Annotated in this window: 20 protein-coding genes; 19 read left to right on the top strand and 1 reads right to left on the bottom strand. The window is 60.2% G+C overall.

The genetic code is table 11. The features are described from left to right. Position 1: 1 nt before the first annotated feature. From argH to AB4Z13_RS14850, 7 genes are all read left to right on the top strand, one after another. Positions 2-1516 (top strand): argininosuccinate lyase, encoded by a 1515-nt coding sequence (argH, locus tag AB4Z13_RS14880; protein WP_439014914.1) that lies wholly within the window; start codon positions 2-4, stop codon positions 1514-1516. Continuing rightward, positions 1516-2547 (top strand): ABC transporter ATP-binding protein, encoded by a 1032-nt coding sequence (locus AB4Z13_RS14875; protein WP_439014915.1) that lies wholly within the window; start codon positions 1516-1518, stop codon positions 2545-2547. Before argH ends, AB4Z13_RS14875 begins: the two co-directional genes overlap by 1 nt. Then, the gene (locus tag AB4Z13_RS14870) at positions 2544-3440 is read left to right on the top strand and encodes a carbohydrate kinase family protein (protein ID WP_439014916.1); all 897 of its coding nucleotides are present in this window, start codon (positions 2544-2546) and stop codon (positions 3438-3440) included. The genes AB4Z13_RS14875 and AB4Z13_RS14870 overlap by 4 nt, the downstream gene beginning before the upstream one ends. A 257-nt stretch (positions 3441-3697) precedes the next feature. Continuing rightward, positions 3698-4996 carry an efflux RND transporter periplasmic adaptor subunit gene (locus AB4Z13_RS14865; RefSeq protein WP_439014917.1) on the top strand — a complete coding sequence of 433 codons (1299 nt, stop codon included), beginning with the start codon at positions 3698-3700 and terminating at the stop codon, positions 4994-4996. Between the two features lie 12 nt (positions 4997-5008). Beyond that, positions 5009-5725: an ABC transporter ATP-binding protein gene (locus AB4Z13_RS14860; RefSeq protein WP_439014918.1), complete on the top strand. Its 717-nt coding sequence runs from the start codon at positions 5009-5011 to the stop codon at positions 5723-5725. Beyond that, complete coding sequence (locus AB4Z13_RS14855; RefSeq protein WP_439014919.1) at positions 5715-6917, top strand: ABC transporter permease; 1203 nt, start codon at positions 5715-5717, stop codon at positions 6915-6917. The genes AB4Z13_RS14860 and AB4Z13_RS14855 overlap by 11 nt, the downstream gene beginning before the upstream one ends. Before the next feature lie 101 nt (positions 6918-7018). Further along, complete coding sequence (locus AB4Z13_RS14850; RefSeq protein WP_439014920.1) at positions 7019-7633, top strand: GntR family transcriptional regulator; 615 nt, start codon at positions 7019-7021, stop codon at positions 7631-7633. A gap of 48 nt (positions 7634-7681) precedes the next feature. Here AB4Z13_RS14850 and AB4Z13_RS14845 read toward each other — a convergent pair whose 3' ends face one another. Further along, entirely contained in the window at positions 7682-8494 is an 813-nt protein-coding gene (locus AB4Z13_RS14845; RefSeq protein ID WP_113319894.1) for a ferredoxin--NADP reductase, read from the bottom strand. A 248-nt stretch (positions 8495-8742) separates the two neighbouring features. Here AB4Z13_RS14845 and pcsA point away from each other — a divergent pair, with 248 nt between their 5' ends. From pcsA to glmU, 12 genes are all read left to right on the top strand, one after another. After that, the gene (pcsA, locus tag AB4Z13_RS14840) at positions 8743-9468 is read left to right on the top strand and encodes a phosphatidylcholine synthase (RefSeq protein WP_113319895.1); all 726 of its coding nucleotides are present in this window, start codon (positions 8743-8745) and stop codon (positions 9466-9468) included. Between the two features lie 11 nt (positions 9469-9479). Further along, the gene (locus AB4Z13_RS14835; protein WP_439014921.1) at positions 9480-10460 is read left to right on the top strand and encodes a quinone oxidoreductase family protein; all 981 of its coding nucleotides are present in this window, start codon (positions 9480-9482) and stop codon (positions 10458-10460) included. Positions 10461-10499: 39 nt separating this feature from the next. Continuing rightward, positions 10500-12068 (top strand): ABC transporter ATP-binding protein, encoded by a 1569-nt coding sequence (locus tag AB4Z13_RS14830; RefSeq protein ID WP_439014922.1) that lies wholly within the window; start codon positions 10500-10502, stop codon positions 12066-12068. Next, complete coding sequence (locus AB4Z13_RS14825) at positions 12058-13143, top strand: ABC transporter permease (protein ID WP_439014923.1); 1086 nt, start codon at positions 12058-12060, stop codon at positions 13141-13143. Before AB4Z13_RS14830 ends, AB4Z13_RS14825 begins: the two co-directional genes overlap by 11 nt. Then, a complete protein-coding gene (locus AB4Z13_RS14820) occupies positions 13140-14060 on the top strand; it encodes an ABC transporter permease (RefSeq protein ID WP_439014924.1) in 921 nt (306 codons plus the stop codon). Before AB4Z13_RS14825 ends, AB4Z13_RS14820 begins: the two co-directional genes overlap by 4 nt. A 52-nt stretch (positions 14061-14112) precedes the next feature. Then, on the top strand, positions 14113-15189 hold the full coding sequence (locus tag AB4Z13_RS14815; protein WP_439014925.1) for a BMP family ABC transporter substrate-binding protein: 1077 nt from the start codon (positions 14113-14115) through the stop codon (positions 15187-15189). 146 nt (positions 15190-15335) lie between these two features. Continuing rightward, positions 15336-16298, top strand: a complete 963-nt coding sequence (gene ytfQ / locus AB4Z13_RS14810) for a galactofuranose ABC transporter, galactofuranose-binding protein YtfQ (protein ID WP_310389604.1) — start codon at positions 15336-15338, stop codon at positions 16296-16298. 118 nt (positions 16299-16416) lie between these two features. Further along, positions 16417-17940: a galactofuranose ABC transporter, ATP-binding protein YtfR gene (gene ytfR / locus AB4Z13_RS14805; protein ID WP_439014926.1), complete on the top strand. Its 1524-nt coding sequence runs from the start codon at positions 16417-16419 to the stop codon at positions 17938-17940. Then, positions 17937-18947, top strand: coding sequence for an ABC transporter permease (locus AB4Z13_RS14800; RefSeq protein ID WP_439014927.1), 1011 nt, complete (start codon positions 17937-17939; stop codon positions 18945-18947). The genes ytfR and AB4Z13_RS14800 overlap by 4 nt, the downstream gene beginning before the upstream one ends. Further along, on the top strand, positions 18944-19912 hold the full coding sequence (gene yjfF / locus AB4Z13_RS14795) for a galactofuranose ABC transporter, permease protein YjfF (RefSeq protein WP_037106090.1): 969 nt from the start codon (positions 18944-18946) through the stop codon (positions 19910-19912). Before AB4Z13_RS14800 ends, yjfF begins: the two co-directional genes overlap by 4 nt. Before the next feature lie 13 nt (positions 19913-19925). Continuing rightward, a complete protein-coding gene (locus AB4Z13_RS14790) occupies positions 19926-20699 on the top strand; it encodes a FadR/GntR family transcriptional regulator (RefSeq protein ID WP_442206253.1) in 774 nt (257 codons plus the stop codon). Between the two features lie 64 nt (positions 20700-20763). Beyond that, entirely contained in the window at positions 20764-22125 is a 1362-nt protein-coding gene (glmU, locus tag AB4Z13_RS14785; RefSeq protein WP_439014929.1) for a bifunctional UDP-N-acetylglucosamine diphosphorylase/glucosamine-1-phosphate N-acetyltransferase GlmU, read from the top strand. Positions 22126-22135: the final 10 nt, after the last annotated feature.

Raw genomic sequence — 22135 nt, 5'->3', positions numbered from 1 at the left:
CATGACCGAAACCAACCCCCGTCTTTCCGACAAGAGCGTCTTTCCTGATCCTGTCTATAAGGAAACGGTGTTGAAGCCGCTCTTCGATGGCGCCAAGACCCATCATGTTGATGGCTTCCGCCGCATCGACCGCGCTCATCTCGTCATGCTGGTCGAAACCGGCATTCTCGACCGTGAGCAGGCCGGCAAGATCGCCGGCGCGCTCGAGGCGATCGACCATGACATCAATCCCGAAAAGCTCGTCTATACCGGCGAGGTCGAAGACTTTTTCTTCCTCATCGAGAAGGAGCTGAAGGCTCGCATTGGCGTCGATATCGCCGGCCGCCTGCATACGGCGCGCTCACGCAACGATATCGACCATACGCTGTTCAAGCTTGGCCTGAAGGAACGCATCGATGCGCTCATGGTCAAGGCGCGCAAGCTGCTCGATGCGATGATCGCCACGGCCGACTGGGAGAAGCAGACGCTGATCGTCGCCTATACCCACGGCCAGCCGGCCCAGCCGACCACCTTCGGTCATTATCTCTCGGCAGCGATTGAAGTCCTGATCCGCGATATCGAGCGCTTTGCCGAAGCTCGCGAGATCGTCAATCTCAGCCCCATGGGCGCTGCGGCGATCACAACGTCGGGCTTCCCGATCGACCGCGCCCGCGTTGCCGAACTGCTGGGTTTTGCCGCGCCGCTGCGCAATTCCTACAGCTGCATCGCCGCTGTGGACTATACGACCTCGACCTATAGCGCGATCGAGCTGATGTTCCTGCATCTCGGCCGCCTGATCCAGGATTTCCAGTTCTGGACGAGCTTCGAGGTCGGCCAGATCTATGTGCCGAACGCGCTGGTGCAGATTTCCTCGATCATGCCGCAGAAGCGAAATCCGGTGCCGATCGAGCATATGCGCCATCTCGCGAGCCAGACCTTCGGCCGCGCCCGCACTGTGCTCGACGTCATGCACAATACGCCCTTCACCGATATGAACGACAGCGAAGGCGAAACGCAGGGCATGGGCTACGAGGCCTTCCACTCGGCCGCCCGCGTACTTGACCTGCTGGCCGCCTTCATTTCCCAGATCAGCATCGATCCCGAGCGCGTAGCGGACAATATCCGCCGCTCCTGCATCACGATCACGGAACTGGCGGATTCGCTGGTGCGTCTGGAAGGGCTCTCCTTCCGTCAGGCGCATGAAATTGCCGCAACGGTGGCCCGCGCGGTGGTCGCCAAGGGCGGTGGTCTTTCGGATGACGGTTACGAGCCTTTCCTCGCAGCTTTCGAGGAACTGGCCGGCCGCAAACCCGGTATCGACAAGGCGCAATTTGCCGAGATCGTCTCGCCGGAACATTTCGTTGCCGTCCGCGCCCGCTTCGGCGGCCCCGCGCCGGCACCGATGGCGGATGCGCTTGCAGCCTACCAGGAAAAGGCTGCCGCATTCGCCAGACAAGCGCAGGAAAATGCAGCGCGCGAAGCCGCCGCTGCTCAGGAACTTCAAACCAGATTCACGGCATTGATGGGGACGGCCTGATGGCAAATATTGAACTGCAGGGGCTCGTCAAACGCTACGGCAAGCTGGATGTCGTCCACGGCATTGATCTCGCGATCGCCGATGGTGAATTCGTTGTCTTCGTTGGCCCGTCCGGCTGCGGCAAGTCGACGACGCTGCGCATGATCGCCGGCCTTGAAGACATTTCCGGCGGCACGCTGAGGATCGGCGGCGAGGTGGTCAACGAGCGCGAGCCGAAACAGCGAAACATCGCCATGGTGTTCCAGAACTACGCCATCTATCCGCATATGAGCGTGCGCCAGAATATCGGCTTCGGTCTCTACACCTCCAAGCTCTCGCAGGCGGACAAGGACAAGCGCATCGATGAGACGGCGCAGATCCTCGGGTTGACGGATTATCTTGCCCGTCGTCCGGCCGCGCTCTCCGGCGGCCAGCGTCAGCGTGTTGCGATCGGCCGCGCTATGGTGCGCAATCCCTCTGCCTTCCTCTTCGACGAACCGTTGTCAAACCTCGACGCCCAGCTGCGCACCCAGATGCGCATCGAGATCAAACGCCTGCACCAGCGCTTGGGCACGACGATCGTTTACGTCACCCATGATCAGGTCGAGGCCATGACCATGGCCGACCGTATCGTCGTCATGAAGGATGGTCACATCCTGCAGGCGGGAACGCCGATGGATATCTATGAGAACCCCGCCGACGTCTTCACCGCGCGCTTCATCGGCAGCCCGTCGATGAACCTTCTGCCGGGCACGGCTGCTGCCGATGGTTTGCGCATCGGGCAGGGCGGTCCGCATCTGATCGGCGTGCGTCCGCATGATCTGGTTATCGGCGAAGGCACGGGCGTCCTTTCGCTCTCAGGTACGGTGACGGCCGTCGAGCCGCTCGGCGCCGAAACGCTGGTGCATTTCGATGTGACGGGCACGTCCGTGATTGCAACCGCCCCCGGTAAGGTGATACCGGCCGTCGGCAGCACCGTGAATGCCCATGCAGCCTCCGGTGCTCTCTATGTTTTCGATGCAAAAACGGAAAAGGCCCTCGGGCGCCAATGACATCTGATAATGACATGCGATCCGCGGTGCTCAGCATCGGCCGGATCTATTGCGACCTGATTTTCACAGGACTGGAGACCATGCCTGTGCTCGGGCGTGAGCTCTTTGCCGATGACTTGCGTATTGCAGCAGGCGGTGGCGCTTTCATCATGGCCGCTTATTCGGCCCATATCGGCCGCAAGACGGCTCTGCTCTCCCGTCTCGGCACTGATGGGCTTTCGAATGGCCTGATCGCGGAACTGAAAGCGAGCGCCGTCGACCTTCGTTTTCTCGACCGGGCGGCTGATGCCGGTCCACAGGTCACGGTCGCGATCAACAATGGCGAGGAGCGGGCCTTTCTGTCCCGTCGTGCCGGCGGCGCGGAGCCGGCTACGCTCGGTGAGGCGCTTGCGTGGAACGAGGCGCGTCATCTGCACATCGCCGAATTTGCCACCTTGGCGGAAATCCCCGGTCTGATCGCAAAGGCGAGGGAGAACGGTCTCACCGTATCTCTCGATCCGAGCTGGGACGAGACGCTGATCTACCAGCACGATTTCCTCGATCGCTGCGAGGGCGTCGATCTCTTCCTTCCGAATGTCGAGGAAGCCGTCGCCATCACCGGATACTCCGATCCGGACGTAGCGCTGGATAGGCTCGCCGAGCGCTTCCCGGCGGTGGCGTTGAAGGCTGGCGCCGGCGGAGCTTATTTCGCGGCCGGAGATCTGCGCCTCCATCAGAATGCCCCCACCGTCAACGTCGTGGATACGACCGGTGCGGGGGACGCCTTCAATGCCGGGCTCATCCATGCCTGGCTTGGCGGCGCGAGCGCCGATATCTGCCTGCGCGAAGGCATTGCCATGGGCAGCCTCGCGGTTCAGGCGGCAGGCGGCGCCGCAATTCTGCCTGCACGTTAGGGCTTGGACGATGCCGCGGCCTTTCCAGAGCCGTGGATCGCTCTAGGTCGACCGAATTATTCGCGTCGAGCCCGCGGGCTTGTTGCCGAACAGCTTTCGCTGACTGCGCCATCCAGCCGTTTCCTTACGAATATTTCATGTTTTTCAGCCGCATTTCCGTGCCATCGTCAGGGCATCGGTAATGTTGGGTTCATCTTCGGCATGATTATCTCGGCGTGAAGCAGGGCTGATACGGCGAAGCATACATCGAGGATTAGATGGACAATTTGGAGGCTGGTAAAGAGACCGGTTCTGTAACAGGCGCAAATGCCGATCTGGCTGCCGTGCTGGTTGCTGGCCGGCAGAGCAAGGGCCGTCGCTGGCGTGGACGCCTGATCGTTCTGGTGCTCGTGATCCTGGCTGCCGCCGCTGCCGCCTATTTCTATGCGGGCCGAGGCCGTGCCGAAATCACCTACACGACCCAGCCGATCAAGCACGGCGACCTCACAGTGCTCGTCACCGCCACCGGTTCCGTCCAGCCGACCCAGCAGGTTGATATATCGAGCGAATTGTCGGGTACCATGCGTGACGTCAATGTCGACTATAACAGCACCGTCGAGGCAGGCGATGTTCTGGCCGTCCTCGATACCAACAAGCTGGAAGCCGATGTGAAGAGTTCGCGTGCCAAGCTCAACTCGGCAAAGGCCAACGTGGTCAAGGCGAATGCAGATCTGGAATCGGCTGCGACCTCGCTCGACCGCCTGAAGAGCCTCGTGAAAAGTAACGTCTCCACCCAGCAGAGCCTCGACGATGCGACCTACAAATATGACTCGGCAGTCGCCGCCAAGGATATCAATGAGGCCGAGGTCCTGGCCTCAGAGGCGGACCTGCAGCTTGCCGAGGTCAATCTCGGCAAGGCGAAGATCGTCTCGCCGATCGATGGCGTGATCCTCACCCGCTCCGTCGATCCGGGTGCGACCGTTGCTGCCTCGCTTTCGGCGCCCGTGCTTTTCACAATTGCCGGCGATCTCAAGAAGATGGAGCTGCAAGTGGATGTCGATGAGGCTGATGTCGGCCAGATCGCCGTCGGCCAGAAGGCGACTTTCACTGTCGATGCCTATCCCGACCGCACCTTCCCGGCCGTGATCGAGCAGATCCGCTTTGCTTCCGAAGTGGTCAACAATGTCGTCACCTACAAGGCGGTCCTCTCGGTCGACAATGCCGACTTGCTGCTGCGCCCCGGCATGACGGCGACATCGGATATCACCGTCGAGGCCGTCAAGGATACCCTGATGGTGCCGAATGCGGCCCTCCGTTATGCGCCGCCGCAAGTGGAAGGGCGCGGTGGTCGCGGCATCTTCAGCCTGTTCCGTCCGCCGCGTCTGCCCCGCAGTGGCGGCGGTGGTGATTCCAAGCTCACCGGCACGCAGCGCCGCGTCTGGGTGCTGCGCGACGGCCACCCCGCGCCCGTCGTGATCCAGGTCGGCTCCTCCGATGGTCAATTCACCCAGGTCACATCGGGCGAACTCACCGAAAAGGATGCAATCATCACCGATGCCGCGGCACGGACGAACTGACGGGAGCCGATGATGGAACGCCCGCCACTTCTTGAGTTCAGGCAGGTCTCGAAAATCTACGGTGAGGGCGCTGCGGCCATCCGCGCGCTCGACCGCGTAGACCTTTCGATCCGCGAGCATGAATTCGTCGCGATCATGGGACCGTCCGGTTCCGGCAAGTCGACGGGGATGAATATTCTCGGTTGCCTCGATGTACCGACCTCGGGCGACTATGTCTTCCAGGGTATTTCGACAGGTGGCTTCGATCGCAGCCAGCTGACACTTTTGCGCCGCCATATGCTGGGTTTCGTCTTTCAGGGCTTCAACCTGTTGTCGCGCACATCTGCAGTCGAGAATGTCGAACTGCCGTTGATCTATCGCGGTATGGCGGTCGGCGAGCGGCGCAGGCGGGCGAGGGAAGCGCTCGGCCTTGTCGGCCTGTCGGGCAGGGAAAACCACAAGACCCAGGAACTTTCCGGCGGTCAGCAGCAGCGCGTGGCGATCGCCCGCGCCATCGTCACCGAACCCGCTCTGCTGCTTGCCGATGAGCCGACCGGCAACCTCGATACCAAGACCAGCATGGAGATCATGGATCTGATGACGCGGCTGAACCGCGAGCAGGGCATCACCATCGTCATGGTCACCCACGAGCCCGATATTGCCGCCTATGCAGGGCGCCTGCTGCGCTTCGTCGACGGCAAGCTGGAAACAGAGGTCGAGCATCAGCGGAGGGCAGAACATGTTCTTTGAGACGCTGAAGCTGGCGCTGCGCGCCATCAGCCGCAATCTTCTGCGTTCCTTCCTGACCGTGCTCGGCGTCGTCATCGGCGTTGCCGCCGTCATCGCGCTTGTCACCATCGGCAATGGCACGACGGCGCAGGTTTCGACCGAGCTTTCGCGCCTTGGCACCAACATGCTCTTTGTGCGCCCCGGCCAGTTCGGTCCCGGCCGCGCCAGTTCCGAGGCGCGGCGCTTCACGCTGAAGGATGTCGAGGCGATCCGCGATCAGGTCTCCGGCCTGCGGGCAGTGGCGCCATCCAATCAGTCGACGGCGACGGTCATCTTCGGTGGGCAGAACCATTCCACCACGGTCTATGGCACGACCAACGACTATTTCATCGCACAGGACTGGGATCTGGCGCTTGGCCGCAATTTCACGCCGGCAGAAGAGCGCGGCCAGTCGCGCTGCATCATCGGCGAGACTGTGCGCGAGCAGCTTTTCGGCGCCGCCGATCCGACCGGCCAGCTGATCCGTGTCGGCAAGGTTTCCTGCCCGGTCATCGGCGTCCTGGCAAAGCGCGGCCAGTCCGGCATGGGCAACGACCAGGACGATGCCGTCATCATGCCCGTCAAGGTGTTCCAGCGACGCATCAGCGGCAGCTCCAATGTGCCGACGATCCTCATCTCCGCGCGTGACGGCGTCTCGACATCAAAGGTGCAAGCCGATGTCGAGAACCTGCTGCGCGAACGCCGCAAGATCATCCCCGGCCGTCAGGATGATTTCAACGTCAACGACATGACGCAGATCGCCGAGGCCATGACCGGTACGACGACGTTGCTGACCGGCCTGCTCGGCGCGGTCGCCGCCGTCAGCCTGCTCGTCGGCGGTATCGGCATCATGAATATCATGCTGGTATCGGTGACAGAGCGCACGCGCGAGATCGGTATCCGTCTTGCGATCGGCGCACTTGAAAATCAGGTGCTGACGCAATTCCTCGTCGAGGCCGTCGCCCTGTCGCTCTTCGGCGGCATAGCCGGCATCATGCTGGGTCTGACACTTGCATACGGTACGGTCAGCTTCCTCAATGTGCCCTTCGTGGTCAGCCCGCTCATCATCTTCATTGCCTTCGTCTTCTCGGCGGCGATCGGCATGATCTTCGGCTTCTTTCCGGCCAGACGTGCAGCACAGCTCAATCCCATCGAGGCGCTGCGTCACGAATAAGGGAGTGCTTTCGCGTACTGCATGACCTTGATATATCAGGATAACTTGTCTTTGGCATTTAACCGTGCCAGTATTGATATATCAGTCTGGGATTCGCCCGCATGCAGGAATCGCTAAGCCATCTCGCCTACCTGGCGCTGGAGCACGCTATCGTGACGCTGGCTTTGGCGCCGGGTGCGTTGGTAACGGAAAAACAGCTCATCGATCTTGCGGGCCATGGCCGCACACCGGTGCGTGAAGCGATCCAGAAGCTTGCCTGGCAGGGGCTGATCGTAGTGAAGCCGCGCGTCGGCCTGCAGATCGCCGAAATCCATGCTGAAGATCATGCCAATGTCATGCAGGTGCGCCGCAAGCTGGAGCCGGTTGCGGCAGCTCTCGTCGCCGATGCTGCGAATGAGGAGCAGAGGGCCCGGCTCGTTGCCTGCGCCCGCGCGATGGAAGAATGTGCTGTCAGCGGCGATGTGGCGGGCTTTTTCGCAGCCGACAAGGCCTTTGACGAGATCCTCGAGGATGCCTGCCCGAACAGCTTCATGACCGCAGCATTGGGGCCGGTCCAGACCCATTCCCGCCGCCTGTGGTATTCGACCGCCAATCCGGAACGGATGGATCGCTCCATCTCTCTCCACGTCGTAGTCATAACGGCTATTCAGCAGGGTGAGGTCGAGCAGGCGCGCGAGGCCATGGCCGATCTGATCGATTATCTGAGCCAGAAATAGAAACGGCCCCGTTTCCGGAGCCGTTACCTGGAAATCTATTTTCTGGCTTCAGCCGACGAAGGCGCGTTCGATCACGAATTCGGCGGGCTTGCTGTTGGCGCCTTCTTCGAGACCGGCCTTTTCCAGAAGCTCCTTTGTGTCCTTCAGCATGGCGGAGGAACCGCAGATCATGCCGCGGTCGATCGCCGGATCGATCGGCGGAACGCCGAGATCGGTGAAGAGCTTGCCGGAGGAAATAAGATCAGTGATGCGGCCGCGATATTCGAAATCTTCGCGGGTGACGGTCGCATAGTGGCGCAGCTTGTCGCCGACGACTTCCTTGAGGAGCTCGTCGTTCTGGATCTCGTGGACGAGATCGAAGCCATATTTCAGCTCGGAAATCTCGCGTGTCGTATGCGTGAGGATGACCTCGTCAAACTTCTCGTAGGTTTCCGGATCGCGGATGAGGCTCGCGAACGGCGCGACGCCGGTGCCGGTCGAGAACATGTAGAGGCGTTTGCCCGGGGTGAGCGCGTCGAGAACCAGCGTGCCCGTCGGCTTCTTGCGCATCAGCACCTGGTCGCCCGGCTTGATGAGCTGCAGATGCGAGGTCAGTGGGCCATCCGGCACCTTGATGGAGAAGAATTCCAGCTCCTCGGCCCAGGCCGGGCTTGCGATCGAATAGGCGCGGAAGACCGGCTTGCCTTCGACCATCAGGCCGATCATCGCGAATTCGCCCGAACGGAAACGGAAGCCATCCGGCCGGGTCATCGTGAAACGGAAGAGCCGGTCAGTGTAATGCGTCACGCTCAGCACCGTCTCGGCGTAAACGCCGGCGGGAATGGCGGAGGCGAATTCTTCGGTCTTTGCAGGAGCGTTCATTTCGATATCGGGCTCGTCGTTCGCAGGATGATCATCGGCATGCGAGGCAGATATTACAAAACCTCGCTGAATTAAAGGCAATCCATTCCATCGCACGGCTGGGGAGCGAAATATGCATGTCACGGTCAGGATTCTTGGCCTGTGATGAACTGTCGCTTTTGCGCTGGCTAAGCTATTCAAAGGATGCATATTAGGCGAAAAATGACGCCCGCCGCGGCGCGGGGCGCGACAGGTGGTCACGGGGGAACATGAAAATCTTCAATTACAAGCGCGTTCCTTACGCGGAAATGCGCGCATTTTCCGTCCATATACTGACGGCGTCCGGTTCCTTCCTCGCCTTTCTCGGTGTGGTGGCCGCCGCCGAGCATCGTTTCGTCGATATGTTCTGGTGGCTGGGCCTGGCACTCCTGGTGGATGGCATCGACGGGCCGATCGCCCGCAAGGTGCGCGTCAAGGAAGTCCTGCCCAACTGGTCCGGCGATACGCTCGACAATATCATCGATTACGTGACCTATGTGCTGCTGCCGGCTTTTGCGCTCTATCAGAGCGGCATGATCGGCGAGCCCTGGTCCTTTGCGGCCGCCGGCATGATCGTCGTTTCCAGTGCCATCTATTATGCCGATATGGGCATGAAGACGGAGGAGTATTTCTTTTCCGGCTTCCCCGTCGTCTGGAATATGGTGGTCTTCACGCTCTTCGTCATGCATGCGAGCGAAATGACCGCCTTTATCGTCGTCACTGTCTCCGTGATCCTGACTTTCCTGCCGATCAACTTCCTGCACCCCGTACGGGTCCAGCGTCTGCGCCCTTTGAACCTCGGCGTCTTTCTGCTGTGGTCGGCACTCGGTGCCTATTCGCTGCTGAAGTATTTCGACATGCCGCAATGGGCGGTCGTTCTCTTCATCGTGAGCGGGATCTATCTTTACGTTATCGGTGCCGTGCTCCAATTCTTCCCGGCGCTTGGACGTAAATGAGGTAGACTGAGATGACAAAGACGAAAGCGGTTTCTTTCTCCAGAAACGGTGGTCCCGAGGTTTTCGAATATGTCGATATCGATCTGCCGCCGCCTTCTGAGGGGCAGGTGCAGATCCGCCAGCAAGCGGTCGGACTGAATTTCATCGACGTCTATTTCCGCGACGGCACCTACAAGGCGCCGCATCTGCCCTTCGTGACCGGCAAGGAAGGCGCCGGCGTCGTCACATCCGTCGGCCCCGGCGCAGCCGATTTCGCCGTGGGCGACCGCGTCGCTTATGCCAGTGCCGATGGCGCCTATAGCGCGGAACGCAATATCGAGACGAAACATCTGGTAAAGGTGCCTGACGGCATCAGCCTGGAAACGGCCGCTGCCATGATGCTGAAGGGCATGACGGCGGAATATCTGTTGAACCGAACCTTCAAGGTCGGCCCCGAGACCGTGCTGCTGTTTCATGCCGCAGCCGGCGGCGTCGGCCTCATCGCCGGCCAGTGGGCGAAGGCGCTCGGTGCAACCGTCATCGGCACGGCAGGTTCCGCCGACAAGGTCCAGTTGGCGCTCGAACATGGCTATGATCATGTCATCAACTACAAGACCGAGAACTTCGCAGAGCGCGTGCGGGAGATCACCGGTGGCAAGGGTGTGGACGTGGTCTATGACTCGATCGGCCGCGATACTTTCCCGCAATCACTTGATTGCCTGAAGCCGCGCGGGCTCTTCGCGTCGTTTGGCCAATCCTCGGGCGCGATCGAGAATTTTACCATGGCGCATCTCGCCCAGAGGGGCTCGCTCTATGCCACGCGGCCGACGCTCTTCACCTATATCGCCTCACGTCAGGAGCTAACCGATTGTGCAAACCATCTATTTGATGTTGTGCGCAGCAACAAAGTGCGTATCAATATCAACCAAACCTATCCGCTGCGTGAGGTTGGGCGGGCCCACGCAGATCTGGAAACAAGAAGAACAACCGGAACGACGCTGCTGATTCCATGAGATCCGAACGGACCGGTCGGCAGAAGAAATGAGGGGAACGTGTCGCCATTGAATGTGCCGGCTTCCGGTACGTTATTATCGGTCCAGAAGCTGACGAAATTCTTCGGTAGCTTTGCCGCCTGCAATGAAATCGATCTCGATATAGCGCCGGGCGAAATTCATGCGCTCCTCGGCGAAAATGGCGCAGGCAAATCGACATTGGTCAAGATGCTGTTCGGCGTTCTGGAGCCGACGGACGGGCATATCCTCTGGGAGGGCAGGTCGGTCACGATCACCTCGCCGGGCGAGGCCCGGAAGCTCGGCATTGGCATGGTCTTCCAGCATTTCTCGCTGTTTGAGGCGCTGACCGTTGCGGAAAACATCGCGCTTTCGCTTGATGACAGCATTCCGATCGGCAGGATCGCCGAAGAGGCGAGGGCGCTGTCGCAGGCCTATGGCCTGCCGCTCGATCCGCACGCCCATGTCGCCGATCTCTCGGTCGGTGAGCGCCAGCGGATCGAGATCGTTCGCGCTCTATTGCAGAACCCGAAGCTTATTATTCTCGACGAGCCGACATCGGTGCTGACGCCGCAGGAGGCCGACAAGCTCTTCGAAACCCTCTTCAAGCTGCGCGCCGAGGGTCGCTCCGTTCTCTATATCAGCCACCGACTGGAAGAAGTGCAGCGCATCTGTGATCGCGCCACCGTGCTGCGTCATGGCCGCGTAACCGGCGCCTGCGATCCGAAGCAGGAGACGCCAGCCTCTCTCGCCCGCATGATGGTCGGCAGCGAGGTAGCTTCCGTCACGCATCCCGAGCGCAGTGACAAGGGTGATGTGCAGCTTGCGGTCTCGAACCTTTCCGTCGCTGCACGCACGCCCTTTGCCATGCCGCTGCGCGGTGTCTCCATGACGGTACGGTCGGGCGAGATCCTCGCGATCGCCGGCGTTGCGGGCAATGGACAGAGCGAACTCTTCGATGCGCTGTCAGGCGAATATCCTGTCACCTCGGCCGAAGCGATCGTGATCCGCAAGAAGCCGGTCGGAGCGCAGGGCATTACCGCGCGCCGCCTGCTCGGTGCCGGCTTCGTGCCGGAAGAGCGGCATGGCCATGCGGCCGTTTCCACCATGAAACTCTCCGATAATCTGGTGCTGGCCCGCAGCCAGTCCGACCGCAAAGCCTTCCTCGGCATCCTCGGCATCATCCGCTACGGCGCAGTAAAATCTGCCGCACGTCGCATTTCGGAAGCCATGGACGTGCGCAAGAGCGGAGATGACCCAGCCGCAGGCTCGCTCTCCGGCGGCAACCTGCAGAAATTCATTGTCGGCCGCGAGCTTGATCGTCAGCCCTCCGTTCTGGTCGTCAATCAGCCGACCTGGGGCGTGGACGCTGGTGCCGCAAGCCGCATCCGTCAGGCATTGGTGGACCTGGCAAAGGCGGGTTCGGCCGTCGTCGTCATTAGCCAGGATATCGACGAGATCTTCGAAGTCGCGACTGATATCGCTGTCATTTCCGAGGGACGTCTTTCGAAACCTTATGCGGCAGGTGAACTCACGCGCGAGAAGATCGGCCTGCTGATGGGCGGGCTGCATGAAAGCAAGCATGTTGCGGAGGCTGCTCATGCGCATTGAGCTTGAAAAGCGCCCGCAGGTCTCGAAACTCTATGCCTTCGTTTCACCGCTTCTCGCTCTCGTCCTGACGCTGATATTCGGCGCTATCATGTTCGCCATGCTCGGCAAGGATCCGGTCGAAGCGCTCGACGCCTTCTTCCTCGAGCCGCTTCTGGAAGTGTGGTCGCTGCATGAATTGGCAGTCAAGGCCGCACCGCTGATCCTGATCGCCGTCGGTCTCGCGGTCTGTTATCGCTCCAACAACTGGAACATCGGCGCCGAAGGCCAGTTCACCATCGGCGCGATCACCGGCTCATATATTCCGATCGTCTTCTACGACTGGCATTCGCCGCTCGTCCTGCCGCTGATGCTGATCCTGGGCGCGCTCGGCGGCGCGCTGTTTGCTGCCATTCCGGCACTCCTGAAGGCGCATTTCAATACCAACGAGATCCTGACCTCGCTGATGCTGGTCTATATCGCCCAGCTGTTTCTCGACTGGCTGATCCGGGGCGCATGGCGTGATCCCAAAGGCTTTAATTTCCCGGTCTCGCGCGATTTCGCGCCGGAGGCGATTGTGCCGACGATCTGGGAGGAATCGGGACGCGCCCATTGGGCCTTCATCTTCGCCATTATTGCGGCGGTGCTCGTCTGGTTCATGATGCGCTTCACGCTGAAGGGCTTCGAGATCGTCGTGCTCGGCCAGTCGGAACGGGCAGGGCGCTTTGCAGGCTTCTCTTCGAAGAAGATGATCTGGTTCAGCTTCCTCTTTTCCGGCGCGCTGGCAGGCCTTGCCGGCATCTGCGAGGTTTCGGGTTCCATCGGCCACCTGCAGCCGGCGATTTCGCCGGGCTATGGCTTCACCGCCATCATCGTCGCTTTCCTCGGCCGCCTCAATCCGCTCGGCATCATCGCTTCGGGTCTGGTGCTGGCATTGACCTATCTGGGTGGTGAGGCGGCGCAGCTTTCGATCGGTGTTTCGGACAAGGTCACGCGTGTCTTTCAGGGGCTGATCCTCTTCTTCGTGCTCTCCTGTGACACGCTGATCTATTACAAAATCCGCATCGTCTGGTCGCGGGTCAGGGGTGGCGTGGCATGAGCATCTTCGAAGCCATTCTTCTGACGGTCATTACCGCCTCCACGCCGCTCGTCATCGCCGCACTCGGCGAACTCGTGACGGAGCGCTCCGGTGTCCTCAATCTCGGTGTCGAGGGCATGATGATTATGGGCGCTGTCGCCGCCTTCGCCGGTGCGCAGATCTCGGGCTCTCCCTATGTCGGCATCATCTGCGGCATCGTCGCGGGCGGGCTGTTTTCGTTGCTCTTTGCCTTCCTGACGCTGACATTGGTGGCAAACCAGGTGGCAACCGGCCTGGCGCTGACCCTTCTCGGCCTTGGCGTCTCCGGCCAGCTCGGCGAGCCCTATGTCAGCGTACCGGGTATCCGGCTGGAGGAGATCGACATTCCGCTCCTGTCCGGTATTCCGGTTATCGGCCCGGTGCTCTTCAAGCAGGACCTGATCTTCTATCTGTCAATCGCATTGCTCCTCGGCGTCAGCTGGTTCTTGTTCAAGAGCCGGACCGGCCTGAAGGTCCGGGCAATAGGTGACAGTCACGGCTCGGCCCATGCGCTTGGCATTCACGTCATCCGCACGCGCTATCTGGCCGTCATGTTCGGCGGTGCCTGCGCGGGTCTCGCCGGTGCGCAGCTTTCGCTCGTCTATACGCCGCAATGGGTGGAGAACATGTCGGCCGGCCGCGGCTGGATCACGCTGGCGCTTGTCGTCTTTGCCTCCTGGCGTCCGTGGAGGGTTTTTGCCGGTGGCTATCTGTTCGGCGCGGTCACGATCCTGCAGCTTCATGCGCAGGCCTTTGGCCTCGGCATTCCCGCGCAGTTCCTCTCGATGCTGCCCTACGCCGCGACTATTGTAGTTCTCATCATCATTTCTCATAATCGACGCACGACGTTGATCAACACGCCCGCGTCGCTTGGAAAAGCCTTCGTACCGGAGCGATAAAACAAGAACACGGACGGGTTTCCGGAATAACTTCAAACCAACAGGGGTCATCATGAAGAAGTTCGCACTCACACTTGCCGCATCGGCAGCAGCCGTGATTGGCATTTCCTCTGCTGCCGCGGCAGCGGATAAGACGAAGGTCTGCTTCGTCTATGTAGGGGCACACAATGACGGCGGTTATTCGCAGGCGCACGATGTCGGCCGCCAGCAGGTCCAGGCCGAATTCGGCGACAAGATCGAGACGCCTTATCTCGAAAACGTTCCGGAAGGCCCGGATGCCGAGCGCGCCATCGAGCGCCTTGCCCGCTCTGGCTGCCAGCTGATTTTCACCACGTCTTTCGGCTTCATGGACGCGACGGTGAAGGTCGCTGCCAAGTTCCCGAAGGTCAAGTTCGAGCACGGCACCGGTTACAAGTCCGGCCCGAATCTCGCGACCTACAACTCGCGTTTCTATGAAGGTCGCTACATCCTCGGCCAGATCGCTGCCAAAACCTCGAAGAACCACGGCGCTGCCTACATCGCCTCCTTCCCGATCCCGGAAGTCGTAATGGGCATCAACTCCTTCGAGCAGGGCGCCAGGTCGATCGACCCGAGCTTCAAGCTGAAGGTCATCTGGGTCAACACCTGGTTCGACCCAGGCAAGGAAGCCGACGCCGCCAAGGCCATGATCGACCAGGGTGTCGACGTGCTGACGCAGCATACCGACACGACCGCACCGATGCAGGTTGCCGAAGAACGTGGCATCCACGCTTTCGGTCAGGCATCGGACATGATCGCAGCTGGCCCGAAAGCGCAGCTGACGGCAATCGTCGATACCTGGGGCAACTACTACTCCAAGCGTGTTCACGCGCTTCTGGATGGCACCTGGAAGTCCGAGCAGAGCTGGGACGGCCTGAAGGACGGTATCCTCAAGATGGCGCCCTACACGAATATGCCTGACGACGTAAAGAAGATGGCTGAGGAAACCGAGGCCAAGATCAAGTCCGGCGAACTGCATCCCTTCACCGGTCCGATCAACAAGCAGGACGGCACGCCCTGGCTGAAGGCCGGCGAGAAGGCCGATGACGGCACGCTGCTCGGCATGAACTTCTACATCGAAGGCGTGGACGACAAGCTGCCGGCGCAATAAGCAGAGTTTGTAACTCGCAGTTGCGAAAAGGCGCCCTGAAAAGGGCGCCTTTTTTGCTGCGGTGCATACTAAAATGCTCATTTACAAAAGTATTACTATATGATTTTTTGATCCTGCGCCGCGAGACGCGGCATTGGGAGGACATCATGAAATTGAAGACTGCACTTTTGAGTGCCACGATTTTGGCTGCCTGCATGTTCGGTTCGGCTTCGGCTGCCGGCTTGACCGTCGGCTTCTCGCAGATCGGCTCGGAATCGGGCTGGCGCGCGGCTGAAACGACCGTGACGAAGGAACAGGCAAAAAAGCGCGGCATCGATCTCAAGTTTGCCGATGCACAGCAGAAACAGGAAAATCAGATCAAGGCTCTTCGTTCCTTCATTGCACAGGGCGTCGATGCCATTCTCGTTGCTCCTGTCGTTGAAACCGGCTGGGACGACGTTCTGAAGGAAGCCAAGGAAGCCAAGATTCCGGTTATCCTTCTCGACCGTACCATCAAGGCTCCCGACGATCTCTATCTGACAGCTGTTACTTCCGACCTGGTCCATGAAGGCAAGGTTGCAGGCGACTTCCTGGTCAAGACCGTCGGCGACAAGAAGTGCAATGTCGTCGAGCTGCAGGGCACGACCGGTTCGTCGCCGGCCATCGCTCGCAAGAAGGGCTTCGAAGAGGCCCTTGCCGGTCACGACAACCTGAAGATCGTTCGCAGCCAGACCGGTGACTTCACCCGCACCAAGGGCAAGGAAGTCATGGAAAGCTTCCTCAAGGCGGAAAATGGCGGCAAGGATATCTGCGCTCTCTACGCCCATAACGACGATATGGCCGTCGGCGCCATCCAGGCGATCAAAGAAGCTGGCCTGAAGCCCGGCAAGGATATCCTCGTCGTCTCCATCGACGCCGTGCCGGATATCTTCAAGGCCATGTCCGAGGGTGAGTCCAATGCCACGGTTGAGCTGACGCCGAACATGGCAGGTCCGGCCTTCGATGCGCTTGATGCCTATCTGAAGGACAAGAAGGCTCCGCCGAAGTGGATCCAGACCGAGTCCAAGCTCTACACGCCTGCCGACGACCCGATGAAGGTCTACGAAGAGAAGAAGGGTCAGGGTTACTGATTGCAGCTGGAACCGCACCGGTCCATCATGGACCGGTGCGGAACTGCCGGTACCAGTAGGGCGTCATGCCCGTTTTTGGTACAGGCGTAAGGCGCAATATCAGGAAACAGCAACCCTCATGGTTCACAATTTCGAGAATATTCTCGCAGCTTCAGGCATATCGAAATTCTTCCCCGGCGCCGTTGCCCTGGACAAGGTGGATTTCACGTTACGCCGGGGCGAGGTACATGCGCTTCTCGGCGAAAATGGCGCCGGCAAATCGACGCTCATCAAGTGCATTACAGGGGCCTATCGCCGCGACGGCGGAAGCCTGACGCTGGAAGGTCACGAGATCGATCCGGCCGATACGCTGGCCGCCCAGAAGCTCGGCATCGGCACCGTCTACCAGGAGGTCAACCTCCTTTCGAATCTCAGCGTTGCGGAAAACCTTTTCCTCGGCCGCCAGCCGAAGCGCTTCGGCATGATCGATGCCCGCACCATGAATCGGAATGCCCGCGAACTTCTAGCAGGCTATGGCCTCGATATCGATGTAACCGCGCAGCTCGACCGATTCTCGGTCGCCGTCCAGCAGATCGTGGCGATCGCCCGGGCTGTCGATCTCTCCGGCAAGGTGCTCATTCTGGATGAGCCAACGGCAAGTCTCGATACGCATGAAGTCGAAATGCTTTTTGGCGTCATAAATGACTTGAAGAAGCGCGGATTAGGTATTGTATTTATTACACATTTTCTTGAACAGGTTTATGCAATCGGCGACCGCATCACCGTGCTGCGAAATGGCAGGCTCGTCGGTACGCACGAGGCGGCCGAACTGCCACGGCAGAACCTGATCGCCATGATGCTCGGGCGCGAACTCGCCCAGACGGAACATGCCGCCAAAGAACGCACCATTGCCGCCGGCGAGGTCAAATATACTTTCGAGGGCTTTGGGAAACGCGGCAAGGTGAAGCCCTTCGATCTCGAGGTCCGTGTCGGCGAAGTCGTCGGTATTGCCGGACTTCTGGGCTCCGGGCGCACAGAGACCGCCGAACTCATGTTCGGTATCGAAAGCGCCGACAGCGGCGTCGCCAGGATCGATGGATCGCCGGTGACGCTGTCAAGCCCGCGTGCTGCGATCGGCAAGGGTTTCGGCTTTTGCCCGGAGGACCGCAAGACCGATGGCATCATCGGCGACCTGTCCATCCGCGAGAACATCGTCCTTGCCCTGCAGGCCCGCCGAGGCTGGGCACGGCCGCTTTCGCGCGCAGAACAGAATGCGATTGCCGACGAATACATCAAGGCGCTCGATATCCGCACGACCGATCGCGAAAAACCCATCCGGCTGCTGTCGGGCGGCAATCAGCAGAAGGCGATCCTTGCCCGCTGGCTCGCCACAAATCCGGATTTCCTGATCCTGGACGAACCGACCCGTGGCATCGATGTCGGCGCCCATGCCGAGATCATCAAGCTGATCGAGCAATTGTGCGCCAAGGGCATGTCGCTGATCGTCATTTCCTCGGAACTGGAAGAACTGGTCGCCTACAGTTCGCGCGTCATCGTGCTGCGCGATCGCGAACATATCGCTGAATTGACCGGTGAGCGCATTACCGCCGCCGGCATCGTCGACGCCATTGCTGCCGCCGACAAACGAACGGAGGATGCATGACTGCCTCGCTGAAGGTGCTGGGCTCTCGTCTTGCGCCGCAATTGATTGCGCTTTTAGTTGTTCTTCTCTTGAATTTCAGCTTCTTCCCGCAGTTTCTTGATGTGATTATTCAAAACGGCCGGCTTTATGGAAGCATCATCGATGTGCTCAATCGCGGCGCGCCCGTGGCGCTGCTGGCGATTGGCATGACCCTCGTCATCGCCACCAAGGGCATCGACCTTTCGGTCGGCGCCGTGATTGCGATCTGCGGCGCCGTCGCGGCTTCGTCGATCGTCGAAGGTAATTCGCTTGCCTATACGCTGGCCCTTACCGTTATCATCGGTCTGCTCTGCGGCTTCTGGAACGGCTTTCTCGTTGCCGTCCTCAACATCCAGCCGATCATTGCGACCCTTGTTTTGATGGTCGCCGGCCGCGGGATAGCCCAGCTCATCACCGAAGGTGTCATCATGACCTTCAACGATGACGGGCTGATCTTTCTCGGCAGCGGCTCCTTCGCCTTCCTGCCCATGCCCGTCGTCATCTGGCTGATCGCCGCCCTGCTGGTCATCCTGCTGGTTCGCCGCACGGCGCTCGGCATGCTGATCGAGGCAGTCGGCATCAACAGGCGCGCGAGCACGCTTTCAGGCGTACAGACGCCGGTGCTGCTGATGGCGGTCTATATGCTGAGCGGCCTCTGCGCGTCCATCGCCGGCATCATCGTCGCCGCCGACATCAAGGGGGCGGACGCCAACAATGCCGGCCTCTGGCTGGAGCTCGATGCCATCCTTGCCGTGGTCGTCGGCGGCAATTCGCTGCTCGGTGGCCGCTTCAGCATCATCGGCTCGCTGATCGGCGCGATGATCATCCAGGCGGTCAACACCGGTATCCTGCTTTCCGGCTTTCCGCCGGAGTTCAACCTCATCATCAAGGCGGTCATCATCATTGTCATCCTGGTCATCCAGTCGCCGGCCATGCAATCGCTCGCCAGCTTCTTCACTCGCCGAACGGACGCAGGAGGGCACAAATGAATTCCAAATATTTGCCGCTCCTTGCAACGATCGTCATCTTCGTGCTCGCCTATGCGGTCTGCACGCTGCAATATCCGAACATGCTGTCGACACGCGTCATCGGCAACCTGCTGACGGATAACGCATTTCTCGGCATTGCCGCCGTCGGAATGACCTTCGTCATCATCTCCGGTGGTATCGATCTGTCGATCGGGTCCGTTATCGCCTTCACTGGCGTCTTTCTGGCCGTGGTCCTGCAGAACACCAGCATTCATCCGCTGGCGGCCTTCGCAATCGTTCTCATCATTACCACGGCCTTCGGTGCGGTCATGGGCATGATCATCCACTTCCTGCAGATGCCACCCTTCATCGTGACCCTTGCCGGGATGTTCCTTGCTCGCGGCATGGCCTATGTCCTGTCGATCGACAGCATTCCGATCGATCACGAATATTATTCGACGCTGACCAGCCTCTACTACCGTCTGCCGGGCGGTGGACGCCTGACGCTGATCGGCGGCATCATGCTGGTCGTCTTCGCAACCGGCATCTTCATCGCCCACCGCACCCGTTTCGGGACCAACGTCTATGCGCTGGGCGGCGGCGTGCAGACGGCGCAATTGATGGGCGTTCCGGTGGCGCGCACGACGATCCAGATCTACGCATTGTCGGGTTTCCTGGCGGGCCTATCCGGAATCGTTTTTTCCCTATACACCTCTGCCGGATATTCTCTTGCGGCGGTGGGCGTCGAACTGGATGCCATCGCGGCAGTCGTCATCGGAGGGACGCTGCTGACAGGAGGAGCGGGATTCGTGGCAGGGACCTTCATCGGTCTGCTGATCCAGGGGCTCATTCAGACTTACATCACCTTCGACGGTACGCTGTCGAGCTGGTGGACGAAAATCCTGATTGGCCTGCTGCTTTTTGCATTCATGGTAATGCAGAAGGCCATCCTTTTCCTTTCCAGTCTGAACAGGAGATATGGCTAGGAGGAGTATCGGATTGCGCAACAGACAGCTTGAAACCCGTAAGGCAGGGCGAAGAACCCGAACAAGCCACGCGCATGTCGTCGACGAACTCGGCCGTTCAATCGTTGCCGGCATCTATCCCGTCGGCACGATCTTGCCTGGAGATGGAGAGCTGGCGCAGCGCTTCAAGGTCTCACGCACGGTGCTGCGTGAAACGATGAAAACGCTTGCCGCCAAGGGCATGGTCGTTGCAAAGGCGCGTGTCGGCACGCGTGTGACGCAAAAGAACTTCTGGAACATGTTCGACACCGAAATCATCTCCTGGCATTTCGCCAACGGTGTGAGCGAAGAATTCCTCCTGCAACTCTACGATATCCGCCTGGCTTTCGAACCATTTGCTGCCGGTCTCGTGGCCGAGCGTGCAAACGCGGCCGATATCGAATTGCTGCGCGGTCTGGCGCTCGACATGGCCGCAAGCGGCCACACGTCCGACAGCCTGGCACTTGCCGACTTGCGCTTCCATCTCGCCGTTTCCGAGGTATCCCACAATCCCTTCATGCGCACGCTCGGTGGGCTCATCGAGGCGGCACTTGTCGGCATGTTCCGCATGAGCACGCCGCCCTCGCAGAACGGTTTCGCCAACATCGCCGAAACCCACATGCGCATCGTCGATGCCATCGCCGCAGGCAATGCCGCAGCGGCACGCAAGGCGATGGAAGATGTCATCGTCGAGGGCAGGGATCACGTCCACGAGGCCTTCTCCGCGCTCTCCGAGCCCATCGTTTCCCTGCCGATTTCGTCTTTTTGAAGCCTCGCCTTGCTGCTATGAGCGGCAGAACAGCCGACTAGCAATGGATTCTCGGAGTCTGCCCATGGAACGCACCTGCCTTGCCGTCATTCTCGCCGCCGGCGACAGCACGCGAATGAAATCCGCAAAGTCGAAGGTGCTTCATGAGGTCGCCGGCCGGCCGATGATCGCCCATGTCGTCGATGCCGTGGCCGCGACAGGCGTTTCATCCGTGGCCCTCGTCGTCGGCCGCGATGCTGAGAAAGTGGCGAGGGCCGCCGATATCGGCGGCGTGACGATCAAATCCTACATTCAGGAACAACGTCTCGGTACTGGCCACGCTGTTCTCGCCGCCCGCGAGGCGATTGCCGAAGGCTATGACGATATCCTTGTGACCTACGGTGATGTGCCGCTCCAGACGGCGGCTCCGCTGCTCGAGGCGCGCAAGGCGATTGCCGAAGGCAGTGACATCGTCGTGATTGGTTTTCACACGGATCGTCCGACCGGCTACGGACGTCTGCTCGTCAAGGACGGCGAACTGATTGCCATTCGCGAGGAAAAGGACGCGACCGATGCCGAGCGCACCGTCAAGTGGTGCAATAGCGGCCTGATGGCGATCAACGGCCGCAAGGCTCTCGACCTTCTGTCACGCATCGGCAACAGCAATGCCAAGGGCGAGTATTATCTGACGGATCTTGTCGAGATCGCCCGCTCGCTCGGTGGCCGCGTCACTGCCGTCGATGCGCCTGAAGTCGAGATGACCGGCTGCAACAACCGTGCTGAACTCGCTGCGATCGAACGTTTCTGGCAGGAGCGCCGCCGTCATGAACTGATGCTCTCGGGTGTTACGATGATCGCTCCGGAAACGGTCTTCCTCTCCTATGACACCGTGATTGGCCAGGATGCGCTGATCGAGCCGAACGTCGTCTTCGGTCCCGGCGCCGTCATCGATAGCGGCGCGGTCATTCATGCCTTCTCGCATATCGAGGGCGCCCATGTCAGCGAAGGCGCAACGGTCGGTCCGTTTGCGCGTCTGCGGCCGGGTGCCGATCTCTCTGTTGGCTCCAAGGTCGGCAATTTCTGCGAGGTCAAGAACGGCAAGATCGGCGAGGGCGCCAAGGTCAATCACCTGACCTATATCGGTGATGCCGTCATCGGCTCCGGCACCAATATCGGTGCCGGCACGATCACCTGCAATTATGACGGCGTGAACAAGTTCGAGACTGTCATCGGCAAGGATGCCTTCATCGGCTCGAACTCGTCGCTGGTTGCCCCCGTCACGATAGGGGACAGCGCCTATATCGCTTCGGGTAGCGTCATCACGGCAGATGTGCCTGATAATGCGCTGGCTTTCGGCCGTGCGCGGCAGGAAATCAAGCCCGAGCGGGCCAAGCTGCTACGCGAGCGGGCGCTTGCCATTAAGGCGGCGAAAAAGGCCAAGGGTTGAGCCTTTTTGC

Source organism: Rhizobium sp. YAF28, assembly GCF_052113285.1.
In the GTDB taxonomy this organism is placed as follows: domain Bacteria; phylum Pseudomonadota; class Alphaproteobacteria; order Rhizobiales; family Rhizobiaceae; genus Rhizobium.
This window is presented reverse-complemented; position numbering and strand designations above follow the sequence as displayed.